Consider the following 13,230-nt stretch of genomic DNA (forward strand, 5'->3'; position numbering starts at 1 on the left):
CCTCTGGAAGAACGAGCCGTTACGATCAGCCGTTCCAGAGCCTCATTCACCTTTCCAGCATATTTTTTATTAGCTGTTTCACTTAATCCTTGTCCCGAACCATTGCAGATCTCCAAAGCTCTGAGCTGATTACACCTGCACATGTTGCCGAAGCTATACAGTACCACCAGTTAGATCATAAGCAGGAGGATTATGCTAATTAATTTGTATTTTCCTGTCCCAAAAAGGCCAAGTTTACTCGAAGTTGATTCTTGAGTAAACTTGGCCTTATAAAAATTAAATTAAAATGCATCTATGATATGATCCAGGGTATCTACATTACCATCAGAGCTCATGATGATCCCTATGACATCAAACCGGATTCTGGCATTCGACTTGGAGATGCGGTGCAGATATACAGCTGCCGTGTCTCTGACTTGTTTGATTTTACGTGAAGTAATAGACTCCAGTGGCGATCCAAAGGTAAAGGAATTCTTCCCTCGACTGCGCACTTCAACAATCACTACGGTATGACCTGTCTCAGCAACAATATCAATTTCTCCAGAACGGCAACGCCAGTTACGTTCTAACACTTTGTAGCCCTGCTGAATCAAATAGTCTGCAGCGATTTGTTCAGCAACGCTTCCTCGTGCCTTGCGCTGATCCATATCTACTCGCTTTTGAGCACCGGGAAGACCGTCATTCATACTCATTGTGCTTCCCTCTTTCCAGGAGCTTGTCCGAGCGATAAATAAAGCTGAGTATTTCAGCTACCAATGTATACAGCTCGGGTGGAATTTGGGTATCTAAATCTAGTTTGGATAGTACTTCAACCAAAGCTGCGTCCTCTTGAACAGGAACCCCGCTTTCCTTCGCCTTCTCCAGTATCCTTTCCGCTAACAAACCACTGCCTTTCGCAGTAACGACTGGAGCTTCATGCAATGAGGGCTCGTATTTTAGGGCAACTGCCTTTTTAAATGCAAGAGGAGTATCTTTCTGATTCTCACTCATACGCGATAGTCCACTCCTTTATATGTGCTTGGCGCATAAGAGTGTGACATACCTATATCGTTGCTATTGCTCTCTTCCTCAGAGTTATTTGGAATAAGCAACTCTGCCTTCATGGATAACAGCTTATAACCTGAAGCTTCCAAAGCATCTGCGATTTCAGGCTGCCTCGACTCCAAAAACAAACCTGTCGTCTCCTGCTCGCTGTACAACTTTAGAAGCACCTTATTATCCGCTACTTGTACGTCAACCATGATCTGTCCTAAGGTTTTCATTTGCAGATCGAACCACAGGCGGCAATTGGAGGCATCCAGCTCTCCTTTGCGTCCTCGACGGGATTCGATATGTACTGCTGCTGTCTGCTCGCCGTCCGGGCCGATAAAAGGCAGGAACATCGTAACCTGCGCGAATGGCGAGGTTCGATCCGTATTAAGCAGCAGCTGTTGTCCGGTCAGCTGATGCACCAGTTGCCGCGCAGCCTCTTGGAGTGGTGCGGGCAGGTCGTCTGCTGCTACTATTTTTAGCAGCAGGCCCTTTAACGTGTCATGGGCATTGCTGCTGCCCATGACCGTGTCCGCTCCGGCGGCGGCTCCCGCCGCGCCGCCGGGCACGGCCACGCCCGCAACATCACCGCTTCGCGGTGGTGCGGGCGTAATTCCCGGCGCGGCCTCAGGCGCGCTGCCGGGTACACCGCCGGGCGCCGGTGCGCTCGCGCCCGGCGCTGTTGGCGACGCCGTGCCTGCGGCTGGCGGCGCCGCTGCCTGCGTCGGCCCGCCTGGGGCGGCCGAGCGCAGCACCTGCTGCTCGTGCTCCGCACCGAGCAGCTTCAGCACGCGACCAACCCAGGACTCCGTCACTTGGGTTGGTCGCGGCTGTGCCTGCGGCAGAGTCCCTGCGGACTCTCCGCCGCTCGCTGCTGCTCCGGTCGCAGCAGCATTCGATCTGGCCGCTACGACTCCAGCGGCCGTCCCCTTAACATCCCCACGAGCCGCTGCCACATTATTCTCCTGGTTGTTTATACCAGGCATACCGTCCTGCAACATCGCTGAACGCACATCAGACAACACCTGGTTCAGCTTAAGCAGCAACATTTGATCTCCTGAATTGGCGTTCTGCACAACACCAGCTTGTGCAGGTGTACCCGTTGGAACGCCAACTGTTCCTGCATTCTGTAATACCGTAGGCGATACAGATGTATTATTCAGACCAGCCTGCCCCCCTGTTGTACCTTGTCCTGCTTGCGTCATTGGAGACGATACCGTTTGGGAAGCCAAGCTATTTTGATTTAAAGCTGCACTGCCCCCGTTACCAGTTTGAGTCGTTGCTCCGTTGCCATTCGTGTTCCCAGAGTTACTCAAAGGTGCTGTATTAGCTAACAACTGCTTCAGAACAGTACCAAGCTGTTCCTCCAAAGAGGACAACAGGACGTGAAGAGGTGGCCCAAATATGGCTTGATGGAGACCAGCGACCGTTTCTCCAGTAATAGGAAGTCCCCGGCTCATAGCAATTCCAGCAGCCTGTATCCATTCTCCTAAAGGAACCGATGCCGGCCTTGCTGAAGACATTGCCATAAGCTGATTGACATTATCCTTCGTCAATGGGATTCCGTTCTCACGCATCAATTGAATCAGTTCACGATTTGCCGAAGTATTCTCCAGTCCTAATCCTTCCAATGTGCTTGCCAGTGAAGCAGGGGACAATGGCGTCGTCGGGAGCGAATTGATCGGCTTAAGCATCATTAAACCTTGCTCGACCTGCGGCTGTACCTGCAGCAACGTCGTTTGTCCCTGTTTTAACGGCGTTTCAAGTGCAGCATGCAGCTTAACTCCTTGAACCTGAATTACAGCCTCTTGTCCGTCTTCAGACACACTTAATACAGTTCCTCTCACTACTTGACCCGACTTGAGTTCCAGAGATTTAGGCTCTCCCGACTTTATATCCCCAAGCATATTTCGGAGTAATGGACCGATATTCATAATTCTCCCCCCGATCTACAATTGATTATATGGAAAGAGGCTGTCCCAAAAGTTATCTAAGATAACTTTGAGGGACGCTTCTTCTAGCAGTGAACAGGCACGACATCAGGGAAAACCTGCACAAACAACTATGACGCCAAGCGTCACCACCTAGAATGAAAATAAGACCCTCTAAATTTCCAAATTACGCTTTAGCGAAATAGTACAACTGCTTATTCGTGAGAGGTCAGAGGATTGCAGCTCGAACACAGTAGAGGAAAAAATCTCCTTTATTTTCGTAAATGAGATGATTTTAAAGAAAATAAAGGAAGTATTTTCCTTTATCCTCACTGAAATTGCCCTAAAATGCGAAAAATCAGCGTTTAGCACCAAAATAGAGGAATTAAGTTCCTTTATTTTATGATCTTGAGCGAATTCTGATAGAATAGAGGAACTTTTTTCCTTTATTGCTACCGAAGTGCTGAGATAGGTCGAAAACGCCAACCGTAGCCCAAGATGCTTTTGTTTAACACGAGCCTAATCACGATTACTTGTGGCATACTCTTTATTTTCGTATAAAATGCAGGAGAGAAAGCCTGCACATTTGCAGCATTTGCAGCAATTTCAGGAATTCCGCATCATGACACTATTACACATAAGATATGGTCATGGAATGTGGCGGGATCAAGCGGTGCAGGGATCGACTTCCTTGCACCACTATTTCTAGTTTTGACACTAAACCTATTTTTGGGACAGCCCCCACTAGCTATTAAAACAATGTTTGTTCCTCAACAAACAAATTTCTCATAAAACTCCTGCGATGCATTGGGGTTGGTCCTAATGCCTGAATCTGCTCCCGATGCATCTTCGTCGCATACCCCTTATGTATTGCTATACCATACTCCGGATACATAGCATTCCATTCTCCTTGGCACAAGCGATCTCTGGTTACCTTTGCAATAATAGAGGCAGCTGCAATAGACTGGCTATTGGCATCTCCCTTGATCACCGCCAGCTGCGGAATACTCAAATCCACCTTTTCCGCATCCACTAACATAAAATCCGGAGTAACAGAGAGCTGCTCTACGGCTATTTTCATAGCCAGACGGGTTGCCTGCTTAATATTAATCTGATCTATCATTTTAGCATCCACATGCCCTACACCAACTGCAATAGCCTGTTTCATAATTTCGTCATAGAGGAGGTCGCGCTTTTTGGGACTCAATTTTTTTGAATCATTTACCTCTTCAATAATCAAACCTTGCGGTAAAATAACTGCCGCCGCAACCACATCACCAAACAGACATCCTCTTCCTACCTCATCAATACCCGCAATATGTTGATAGGAGAGATTCCAATATTCCTTTTCATAGCTTAATAAATTACACATGGCGCCTCCTTGTAATCCTTACCTCTAATTAGCTTACTTACAACGATAGAATTTATCAAGCAACACCAAGTTAACAATAATATTATCGGCATGTTAACATCATTTCGAAAGTCGTTTAATAAAAAAGAAAGCCCACTAACCAAAAAAACTCAAGAAAAATAAATATGAACTCTCGAGCATCCAAAATTAAATAAAAACCCCCTCAAGCATCATGTCAGTTTGACATGAGAGCAATGAAGGGATCTATATATCATACTGTGATATTAATAAGGTGCCTCCAGAGAATATCTGCCTAGTTTACCCGCCCGAAGCTCACGCAACAGTATGCCTGAAGCTTTCTCCAGATCAACACGGCCACCGCTAACCAGGCAGCCCCGTTTGCGACCAACCGCTTCCATTACTGCAACAATCTCATCCGGATTTTCGAAATCTGTAGGCTGCTCCTTCAAATCGAAGCGTTCCTGAAAAGGCTCCCAGTAATACTTAACTAGATACTTTACGCCAAAAAAGGCTACATCCTCAATATTCAAAATCTCCTCGCGAATCGCACCTGTAACCGCAAGGCGATAACCAACATTCTGATCCTCGAACTTTGGCCACAGAATCCCCGGTGTATCAAGTAATTCCATCTCTGTACCTACTTTAATCCACTGTTGTCCCTTTGTTACGCCTGGTCTGTCACCGGTAGCTGCAATGCTTCGTCCAGCCAAACGATTAATGAGTGTAGACTTACCTACATTCGGTATCCCGACAATAAGAGCGCGAACAGCACGGGGGTTTATTCCTTTTGCCAATTGCTTCTCAATTTTTTCCTTTAACAGTTCCTTGGCAAGGAGAGGGATCTCTTTGATGCCATGACCACTGGAAGCATCAGCTGCTATAGCCAAATGTCCTTCCTCTTTAAAAAACTCGATCCACTGCTTCGTCACCGCTGGATCAGCAAGATCCGATTTGTTTAACACGATCAGGCGTGGTTTACCCTGCAAAATTTCATCAATCATCGGATTTCTGCTGGATTGCGGCAGTCTTGCATCTACCAGTTCGATCACGACATCAATCAGCTTAAGCTTCTCCTGAATTTGACGACGTGCCTTGGTCATATGTCCGGGAAACCATTGTATTGTCATACTTTATCACCTCTAGCTCCCGATTAGGCATCCCAACCGGATGTCTTCTAATGTTTGATAAAATTGATATCCTTCATCGGCCAAAATACAAGATCAGCGCGTCCAATGATATCTCCATAAGGCACAAACCCGATTCGTCTGCTGTCTGTACTATTTGATCGGTTATCACCTAGCACGAACACGTATCCCTCAGGTACTTTTCCATCAGGAACAAACTCATTCGGTAAATTTGCTTCCGTATTATACAGCTCGTTATTTTTATGCTTTTCATCAAGGACATCTTGAATATAAGGTTCATTAATAACTTGACCATTTATCGTTACAGTATCCCCTTCAACCTTCACGGTATCCCCGGGCACACCGATTACTCTCTTAATAAAATCGCGCCCCTCTGACGGTACATGGAATACAACAACTTCCCCATGTTTCGGCTCGCGCATATCATAAATAATTTTGTTAACGATAATTCTCTCACCAGTATGGAAATTGGGCTGCATAGATGGACCATCAACAATAAACGGCGCGAATAAAAGCCATCGAATGACTACTACCAATACAACGGCGATCACGATGGCCTTTAACCACTCAAACGCCTCACTTTTTCCCTTTTTGGCCGGGTCCTGTGGAGTACCCGAATGGCCCGGATTGTCAGATTGAACTTGATGCTCCATGGATCGTGACCTCACTTTACCTCGAAATATGTAGTAAACACTCATTATCAGAAAATAGTAAGGGGGCTTGATGGTTACAAGCCCCCTCTTGATCGTTAACGAATTAACGACGCACTTCTTTAATTCTTGCAGCTTTACCACGAAGTTCACGAAGATAGTACAGCTTCGCGCGACGTACTTTACCACGGCGAGCCACTTCGATTTTATCGATTTTTGGGGAATTAAGCGGGAAAGTTCTTTCCACACCTACACCATTCGAAATTTTACGAACTGTAAAAGTTTCGCTGATTCCACCACCACGGCGTTTAATTACAACACCTTCAAACAACTGGATACGCTCACGAGTTCCCTCAATAACCTTAACGAACACTTTCAAAGTGTCACCAGGACGAAAACTCGGAATATCTTTGCGAAGTTGTTCTTGCGTAATCGCTTGTAGGATATTCATCTATGACTCCTCCTTCCACTCAGGTGTTCATGCCTCTTCCGAAGAACTCCTGTTCTCCCTCATCATCCGCAGAGGACCACCGAATTCACAACAAAAAGAATTTTATCATATTTTACAAGCCATAGCAAGGTGAATCTTATAACTAGTGTCAGATCTCCAATCAGTAATGTCGAAAATGGTAAGGATCTTTAGATCATTTTTTTAATTATTATATTTATGTAACTTCTCTCATTTTATTATCGTTTAAATTGTAAAATATACTACATTTAAGGAGAGCACTATATTGATTCGTTATAAAAAACTCATTCTTTCTTCAATCATTTTGTCATTAATTATAGTTAGTTATTTTGTGGCTGTTGCAAACCCCACTAATACCTTGTCACGTAAAGCCTGTAGCTCTTGGTCCATCGTTAAAGATTCAGCATTTTTATTGTCTCAACCCGGAAAATTAACGGAAACAATAGAGCTTCCAGACAACTTCAAGGTTCAGAAAGGGACGGCTGAAGAAGTACCTGTACTCATGTACCATTACATCACACCAAAGGAATATAACAAAGAACCGGGAAACAAATCAGTGATCAACCTAGAGGCTTTTGAGGAAAATATGAAGTACCTATATGAGCAAGGATATTATACCGCAAGTCTGGAGGAACTGGAAAAGTACGTTCACGGCGAGATATCCCTTCCACTCAAAACTGTAGTCATTACTTTTGATGATGGTTATCAGAATAATTATATTTATGCCTATCCTATACTAAAAAAATACGGTTTTCGAGCCGCGATTTTTATTATTGGAGCAAGAATTGAAGAGCAAACCGTCGATTTCGACCCTGCTAAAAAAAGCTTCTTATCTTATAACGAGTTAGAGGCTTCATCCGATATTTTTGAATATCACAGTCATACATATGATTTACATCAAAAAGGCTTCGAAAAATGCGGTGTGAAATATTCATCCGCCCTTGACCGTAAGCTTATAGAAAATGATATCGCTCAATTCAAAAGCTTAGGAATAGATACACCTTATTTCGCCTATCCTTTTGGTGAAAAAAGAGACATTCAAAAATACCTCTTACAAAAAAATGGATACCGAATGGCTTTTTCAGTTCTTTCAGGCTTTGTACATCCGGGTGATCCTCCTTTGGATCTAAATCGACTTACAGTAACTTCTACCACGCAATTATCACAATTATTGCAATCAAATCAATAAAATTAGATCTGACATCAGTTTGGATAAACTAACACAATAGGCATTGTTTTCTAAGGCGATTCTAAAGGGTAGCAATCTACCTTTTAGTGTCGTCTTTCTCTTTTTACGACTACATTCATTTCCGACGTTTTTTTTCATAAGCTTTACTAAGGAGGTGAATTCCGATTATTACCATATCTAATGTACAGACACCTATAGATACTTCTTCATGGTCTCCAGCCGAAAAAAGGATCTTTGAGCTTAAAAGCAACAGTGCGGTCACATATTCTTATGGAACTATACAGCAATTGCGATTCGAAATGGCAATGAGAGCATCCACCGTGGCAGCAGCAGAAGCATTAAGCCAAAGCGGCTTGCAGTTCGCAACCTTCTCAGAAGCTAAATGTAACGAGCTTTATTGGAATTTAACCGAGAGCGGTGGGTTTCGTATTAGAAGCGATACTACACCAGCTGCGGGAATCCGGGATATTTTTACGAACGGCAGGAAATACGCCACTGAATGTGCAACCGCTACCCTTATCGTCATATACAAGGCCGTTCTCGATTCAATCAATGAGGCAGTTTTTAACAGCCTTTACTCCGATTTACTTTTGTATGACTGGCATCCCGACGATCATTTGCCTCTAATTGGCAGGACGGGTATCCATAACTCCTATCCCGGAGACCTACTGTATTTTAAAAATCCTGACTTTAATCCTGAAACTCCTGAGTGGCGTGGAGAGAATGTAATCAAGATCGATGATAATCTCTATTATGGACACCCGTTTGGTATCGTAACTGCGGAAAGAATCATTTCCGGTTTAAACCGGAACCGCCGTCCTGGCAGCTTTCGATCAGCTTACCTAACAGATGATATTATCACACCGGATTACTTATACCTGTCACAATTTGCTCCTGACATGAGAACGAATATTTTCGCTAGGATTGGAGTACAATATTTTGTCGTTCCCCTGCCCAAATCATAATCACAATAAAGACGCTGGACAGTTTTCTGCTTTCCAGCGTCTAAATGTATTCCATGCTTAACTTTTAATCCACTAATTCTGCTTTAACTTCATGTAAGAGCTTCAAATCCCGGGGCGACAGCTCCACCACGTCCAATAAATCAGGACGGCGAAGCAAAGTACGACGAAACGCTTCCTTGCGCCGCCAAGTTGCTACATTGGCATGATGCCCGCTTAATAAAATATCAGGTACCTTCCAGCCTCGAAATTCAACCGGACGAGTGTAATGAGGGTATTCCAGAAGACCAGTACTGAATGAATCCGTCACCGCACTCATCTCATTCCCAAGAACTCCAGGTAGCAGCCTCGTTATGCTATCAATAACTACCATAGCCGGAATCTCTCCGCCTGTTAACACATAATCGCCTATCGACAGCTCATCTGTTACTAGATGCTCACGTATTCTCTCATCATATCCTTCATAATGGCCACAAATAAAAATCAGATGCTCTTCGCGAGCCAATTCCTCTGCCTTGTGTTGAGTAAAGGTTTCTCCTTGAGGACACATCAGAATAATCCGTGGTTTGTGACCACCTGGTACAGAAGATGAAGCTTCATCATCACCTAGTAAATCCTCAACCGCTCGAAAGATCGGCTCTGGCTTTAGCACCATGCCACCGCCTCCACCATAAGGCGTATCATCTACCGTACCATGTTTGTTCCCAGCATAATCACGAAAGTTAATCGCTTTTAGTGACACAATCCCTTTTTCCTGTGCTTTACCAAGGATACTACTATGAAAAACACCGTCAAACATTTCAGGAAAAAGCGTTAATACGTCAACCCGCATCGTTACAACAATCCTTCCATAACATGGACCTTAACCAGTTTGGCACTTACATCCACGTCCAGTACCACATCATCAATTACCGGAAGCAGCAATTGCTTGTGATTAGGAAGCTTAACAACCCATACATCATTCGCACCTGGACGCAAAATTTCTTCGATAACGCCGAGCTCTTCGCCCTCGTCGCTAACTACACGACAACCGATAATTTCGTGAAAGTAATATTCGTTTTTGGGGAGCTGCACTGAATTTTCCTTAGCAACCTTCAGTTCATAGCCCTTGTATTTCTCAACCACATTAATGTCATTGTATTCATTGAATTTAACGATATACATTCCTTTATAGGGTCGTGCCGAAGCGACAGTAACAACGATTTGAGTTCCGTTTTCCGGGTGAATCATCTTAAGACTGCTTTTGGGAGCGAACCTTACCTCCGGAAAATCCGTATGTAGCAGTACCTTCACATCCCCGCGGATGCCATGCGTATTTACGATTTTTCCAACTGTCAACAATGAATCTGACATAACAACCTCCTTAAAAATAGCGCAACTATTCACTAAGCGCCAGCATCGACATCAAATCCGTATTTAATCATCATTCTTTTATATAAAACAAAATCATTATTTCGCATTATAATTTCCCGAACTGCCTCACGCCACTCCTTCTGGAGTTGAGAAGGTTCTTTTGGGGACAGCTCAGTCCCGTTAAATTTTTGATGCAGTAAGGTAATGTCACTCTTTATCGTTTCCATTGCGAATATGATCTCATTAGCGTCCTTATCAGGGTCCAATTTATTAGCGAGAATCTCATCGACTAAATCGGACTGCACATAATTGTTATAGTCCCGTATCAAGTTATACATCAAATATGACGAAGCACCTTGTTCTGCAAAATCATAATCCAATAATTTAAAAGAGGCTTCAGCATGTACGAAAAAGGGTTAGGACAGTCATCCTAACCCCCTTTCGTATATCTTTAAGACATGATGTCAACGGTAACCCGTTTATCCATCTTAACGGCTGCTGATGTTACAACCGTGCGGAGCGCCTTGGCGATTCTCCCCTGTTTGCCGATCACTTTTCCAACATCGTCTGGATGTACAGATAGTTCATATACAATCAGGTGTTCTTTCTCCACGACCTCCACACGAACATCGTCCGGATGATCAACAAGAGCCTTCGCAATAACGCCGACTAATTGTTCCATATGAGACCCTCCGAATCAGCAATTATTTTTGCTGCTTAGACTCATGAAATTTCTTCATTACGCCTGCTTTGCTAAGCAAGTTGCGAACTGTATCAGATGCTTGCGCACCGTTTTGCAACCAAGCCAATGCTTTTTCTTCATCGATGTTTACTACTGCTGGTTCAGCAACCGGGTTGTAGTAACCAATTTCCTCGATAAAACGACCGTCACGCGGGGAACGGGAATTCGATACCACGATGCGGTAGAAAGGAGCTTTATGAGCACCCATGCGTTTCAAACGAATACGAACTGCCACGAAATTCACCTCCTTCAAAAAATGAATGATATATTTCATTCCATTAGACAGAACCTATCAACGGAACGGAAATCTCATACCTTTGCCAGCTTTACCAAGCTGCTTCATCATTTTGTTGCCCTTGCCTTTTGGCCCCATCATATCAGAGAACTGCTTCATCATCCGACGCATCTCATCAAATTGCTTGATCAGACGATTCACATCCGCGAGACTTGTACCGCTGCCTGCAGCGATTCTTTTGCGACGGCTGTGATTGATGAGATCCGGATTCTGCTTCTCTTCAGTAGTCATCGAATACACGATAGCTTCTACCCGGCCCATCTGCTTCTCATCAACCTTGATGTCCTTCATTTGCTTCATCTTGCCCATGCCTGGTAGCATATCCATGATTTGATCCAGTGGACCAAGCTTCTTAACCTGCTCCATTTGCTCCAGAAAATCCTCGAACGTAAATTCCGCATTACGCATCTTACGTTCCATTTCTTTCGCTTTCTCAGCATCGATGCTGGACTGTGCCTTTTCAATCAAGGACAGCATGTCGCCCATACCGAGGATACGAGAAGCCATACGTTCTGGATGGAATGGCTCCAAAGCATCAATCTTCTCACCAAGTGCCGCAAATTTAATCGGACAACCAGTTACAGCTTTAACCGACAATGCAGCACCACCACGTGTATCTCCATCAAGCTTCGTGAGAACGACACCTGTTAGCTCGAGTTGCTGATTGAAGCTCTCAGCTACGTTAACAGCATCTTGACCCGTCATCGCATCTACTACGAGCAGCACTTCATCAGGCTTGGTCACTTCATGAATTTGGCGAAGCTCCTCCATAAGCTCTTCGTCAATGTGAAGACGACCCGCTGTATCGACTAGCAAATAGTCATTACCGTTATCCTTAGCATGCTGCAAGGCCTGACGTGCAATTTCAACCGGACTGTTGCCCTCAGGCAGCGTAAATACCGGGACTTTAATCTGCTCGCCTAGTACTTGAAGCTGCTTGATTGCAGCCGGACGATAAATGTCCCCTGCAACCATCAGCGGCCGATGATTGCTCTTCAGCAGCAATTTTGCTAGCTTGGCTGTAGTTGTCGTCTTACCTGCACCTTGCAGACCCGCCATCATAATGACTGTAGGAGGGCGATTACTCTTGGCAAGCTTGGCTTGACTGCCACCCATCAGCTCAGTCAATTCTTTATTAACAATGTCGATGATGACCATACCTGGCGTAAAGCTCTCCATCACTTCACTGCCAACGGCCTTTTCTTTGACCTTGGCAATAAATTCTTTGACCACTTTAAAGTTGACATCCGCTTCTAACAGTGCAAGACGCACTTCGCGCATCGCTTCGTTGACATCATCTTCCGAAACTTTGCCTTTACCGCGTAGCTTGCTAAACACACTTTGCAGCCTGTTTGTCAATCCTTCAAAAGCCATTCACCGGTCACCTCCGTTCAAATTTCTTATTCCGTTTATATTTGCTCGGCCTCTCGCAGCAATTGCTTTGCTGTCTCTTTATGTACCGCCGATAATTCGCTCTGTTCAATCAATTCACCAAGTGTAGATATAAGCTCCTGCCGCATCTCATATTTCCGAAGCAGTCCTAGCTTTTCCTCATACACTTCCAGCATCCCTTCAGCCCGCTTAATATGTTCATACACGGCCTGACGACTAATTTCGAATTCTGTAGCTATTTCACCAAGTGAAAAATCATCAAAAAAATAATATTTGAGAAACGTCTGCTGCTTTTCAGTCAACAACGTTTCGTAGAAATCAAACAAAAGGTTGACCCGATTCGTCTTCTCAAGCCTATTCTCCTGACTCATATGGGCACTCCCTCCGTCAAGGAAAAACACTTTACAGCGCATCGACGATCATTATCATACCTAATGTAGAATAAGATGTCAAGTATATTCCCTTAACAGATCATTTGCACATTTAACTTAATTGAGATCAATCATAATTCCTGCACTTTTGCAGGCTGTTCAAGTTATATAAGACAGCACGCTCGAAATTCCAGCAAAAGTGCATCTTTTCAACCTATTCAAGGCACTTTGGCACATCATAACTGCAAAAGTGCAGCTTTGTTCAACCAAAACTCGATTTATAGGCAAATTAATGCGGAATTGATGCACTTTTACAGCTTTTGGGTTAGT

At 44.3% G+C, this 13,230-nt stretch carries 17 protein-coding genes and 1 pseudogene; 4 read left to right on the top strand and 14 right to left on the bottom strand.

Annotated elements, in window-relative coordinates; all coding sequences use genetic code 11:
- Nucleotides 1-96: pseudogene (locus BLS49_RS02265) on the top strand (ATP-binding protein); the annotation flags it as partial.
- The gene (locus BLS49_RS25140) at nt 90-203 is read left to right on the top strand and encodes a magnesium chelatase subunit ChlI family protein (RefSeq protein WP_091226346.1); all 114 of its coding nucleotides are present in this window, start codon (nt 90-92) and stop codon (nt 201-203) included. The pseudogene BLS49_RS02265 and the gene BLS49_RS25140, both read left to right, overlap by 7 nt.
- A 78-nt stretch (nt 204-281) precedes the next feature.
- On the opposite strand, the gene BLS49_RS02275 is transcribed toward BLS49_RS25140, so the two are convergent.
- The 7 genes from BLS49_RS02275 to rplS all read right to left on the bottom strand — a co-directional run bounded on the left by BLS49_RS02275 (nt 282) and on the right by rplS (nt 6,578).
- Complete coding sequence (locus BLS49_RS02275) at nt 282-692, bottom strand: YraN family protein (protein ID WP_091226347.1); 411 nt, start codon at nt 690-692, stop codon at nt 282-284.
- Complete coding sequence (locus tag BLS49_RS02280; RefSeq protein ID WP_091226349.1) at nt 679-990, bottom strand: EscU/YscU/HrcU family type III secretion system export apparatus switch protein; 312 nt, start codon at nt 988-990, stop codon at nt 679-681. The genes BLS49_RS02275 and BLS49_RS02280 overlap by 14 nt, the downstream gene beginning before the upstream one ends.
- A complete protein-coding gene (locus BLS49_RS24680) occupies nt 987-2,963 on the bottom strand; it encodes a flagellar hook-length control protein FliK (protein WP_175471271.1) in 1,977 nt (658 codons plus the stop codon). The genes BLS49_RS02280 and BLS49_RS24680 overlap by 4 nt, the downstream gene beginning before the upstream one ends.
- Nucleotides 2,964-3,711: 748 nt before the next feature.
- Entirely contained in the window at nt 3,712-4,332 is a 621-nt protein-coding gene (locus BLS49_RS02295) for a ribonuclease HII (RefSeq protein WP_091226353.1), read from the bottom strand.
- Nucleotides 4,333-4,595: 263 nt separating this feature from the next.
- Nucleotides 4,596-5,459, bottom strand: a complete 864-nt coding sequence (gene ylqF, locus BLS49_RS02300; protein ID WP_091226355.1) for a ribosome biogenesis GTPase YlqF — start codon at nt 5,457-5,459, stop codon at nt 4,596-4,598.
- Between the two features lie 47 nt (nt 5,460-5,506).
- Nucleotides 5,507-6,130, bottom strand: coding sequence for a signal peptidase I (gene lepB / locus BLS49_RS02305; protein ID WP_091226357.1), 624 nt, complete (start codon nt 6,128-6,130; stop codon nt 5,507-5,509).
- Nucleotides 6,131-6,233: 103 nt separating this feature from the next.
- Nucleotides 6,234-6,578, bottom strand: coding sequence for a 50S ribosomal protein L19 (gene rplS / locus BLS49_RS02310; RefSeq protein WP_091226358.1), 345 nt, complete (start codon nt 6,576-6,578; stop codon nt 6,234-6,236).
- 283 nt (nt 6,579-6,861) lie between these two features.
- Between rplS and BLS49_RS02315 the strand changes: the two genes are divergently transcribed.
- Both BLS49_RS02315 and BLS49_RS02320 read left to right on the top strand, forming a co-directional pair.
- Entirely contained in the window at nt 6,862-7,785 is a 924-nt protein-coding gene (locus tag BLS49_RS02315; RefSeq protein WP_091226360.1) for a polysaccharide deacetylase family protein, read from the top strand.
- A gap of 173 nt (nt 7,786-7,958) precedes the next feature.
- A complete protein-coding gene (locus tag BLS49_RS02320; protein WP_139173087.1) occupies nt 7,959-8,750 on the top strand; it encodes a protein-glutamine gamma-glutamyltransferase in 792 nt (263 codons plus the stop codon).
- Nucleotides 8,751-8,814: 64 nt separating this feature from the next.
- Here BLS49_RS02320 and trmD read toward each other — a convergent pair whose 3' ends face one another.
- The 7 genes from trmD to BLS49_RS02355 all read right to left on the bottom strand — a co-directional run bounded on the left by trmD (nt 8,815) and on the right by BLS49_RS02355 (nt 12,900).
- The gene (trmD, locus tag BLS49_RS02325; RefSeq protein ID WP_091226364.1) at nt 8,815-9,579 is read right to left on the bottom strand and encodes a tRNA (guanosine(37)-N1)-methyltransferase TrmD; all 765 of its coding nucleotides are present in this window, start codon (nt 9,577-9,579) and stop codon (nt 8,815-8,817) included.
- A gap of 2 nt (nt 9,580-9,581) precedes the next feature.
- Nucleotides 9,582-10,100 (bottom strand): ribosome maturation factor RimM, encoded by a 519-nt coding sequence (gene rimM / locus BLS49_RS02330; RefSeq protein ID WP_091226366.1) that lies wholly within the window; start codon nt 10,098-10,100, stop codon nt 9,582-9,584.
- A gap of 32 nt (nt 10,101-10,132) precedes the next feature.
- Nucleotides 10,133-10,438 carry a hypothetical protein gene (locus BLS49_RS02335; RefSeq protein WP_091226368.1) on the bottom strand — a complete coding sequence of 102 codons (306 nt, stop codon included), beginning with the start codon at nt 10,436-10,438 and terminating at the stop codon, nt 10,133-10,135.
- Nucleotides 10,439-10,551: 113 nt separating this feature from the next.
- Entirely contained in the window at nt 10,552-10,782 is a 231-nt protein-coding gene (locus BLS49_RS02340) for a KH domain-containing protein (RefSeq protein ID WP_091226369.1), read from the bottom strand.
- 22 nt (nt 10,783-10,804) lie between these two features.
- Complete coding sequence (gene rpsP, locus BLS49_RS02345; RefSeq protein WP_091226371.1) at nt 10,805-11,077, bottom strand: 30S ribosomal protein S16; 273 nt, start codon at nt 11,075-11,077, stop codon at nt 10,805-10,807.
- A 57-nt stretch (nt 11,078-11,134) separates the two neighbouring features.
- Entirely contained in the window at nt 11,135-12,511 is a 1,377-nt protein-coding gene (gene ffh, locus BLS49_RS02350) for a signal recognition particle protein (protein WP_091226373.1), read from the bottom strand.
- 35 nt (nt 12,512-12,546) lie between these two features.
- A complete protein-coding gene (locus BLS49_RS02355; protein WP_091226375.1) occupies nt 12,547-12,900 on the bottom strand; it encodes a putative DNA-binding protein in 354 nt (117 codons plus the stop codon).
- Nucleotides 12,901-13,230 lie beyond the last annotated feature (330 nt).

It is taken from the genome of Fontibacillus panacisegetis (genome assembly GCF_900102215.1).
Taxonomy (GTDB): Bacteria; Bacillota; Bacilli; order Paenibacillales; family Paenibacillaceae; genus Fontibacillus; species Fontibacillus panacisegetis.

Coding starts and splice junctions, on each gene's coding strand:
- BLS49_RS02275 (WP_091226347.1), bottom strand. CDS start 692: ATGAGTATGAATGACGGTCTTCCCGGTGCTCAAAAGCGAGTAGATATG.
- BLS49_RS02280 (WP_091226349.1), bottom strand. CDS start 990: ATGAGTGAGAATCAGAAAGATACTCCTCTTGCATTTAAAAAGGCAGTT.
- BLS49_RS24680 (WP_175471271.1), bottom strand. CDS start 2,963: ATGAATATCGGTCCATTACTCCGAAATATGCTTGGGGATATAAAGTCG.
- BLS49_RS02295 (WP_091226353.1), bottom strand. CDS start 4,332: ATGTGTAATTTATTAAGCTATGAAAAGGAATATTGGAATCTCTCCTAT.
- ylqF (WP_091226355.1), bottom strand. CDS start 5,459: ATGACAATACAATGGTTTCCCGGACATATGACCAAGGCACGTCGTCAA.
- lepB (WP_091226357.1), bottom strand. CDS start 6,130: ATGGAGCATCAAGTTCAATCTGACAATCCGGGCCATTCGGGTACTCCA.
- rplS (WP_091226358.1), bottom strand. CDS start 6,578: ATGAATATCCTACAAGCGATTACGCAAGAACAACTTCGCAAAGATATT.
- trmD (WP_091226364.1), bottom strand. CDS start 9,579: ATGCGGGTTGACGTATTAACGCTTTTTCCTGAAATGTTTGACGGTGTT.
- rimM (WP_091226366.1), bottom strand. CDS start 10,100: ATGTCAGATTCATTGTTGACAGTTGGAAAAATCGTAAATACGCATGGC.
- BLS49_RS02335 (WP_091226368.1), bottom strand. CDS start 10,438: ATGTATAACTTGATACGGGACTATAACAATTATGTGCAGTCCGATTTA.
- BLS49_RS02340 (WP_091226369.1), bottom strand. CDS start 10,782: ATGGAACAATTAGTCGGCGTTATTGCGAAGGCTCTTGTTGATCATCCG.
- ffh (WP_091226373.1), bottom strand. CDS start 12,511: ATGGCTTTTGAAGGATTGACAAACAGGCTGCAAAGTGTGTTTAGCAAG.
- BLS49_RS02355 (WP_091226375.1), bottom strand. CDS start 12,900: ATGAGTCAGGAGAATAGGCTTGAGAAGACGAATCGGGTCAACCTTTTG.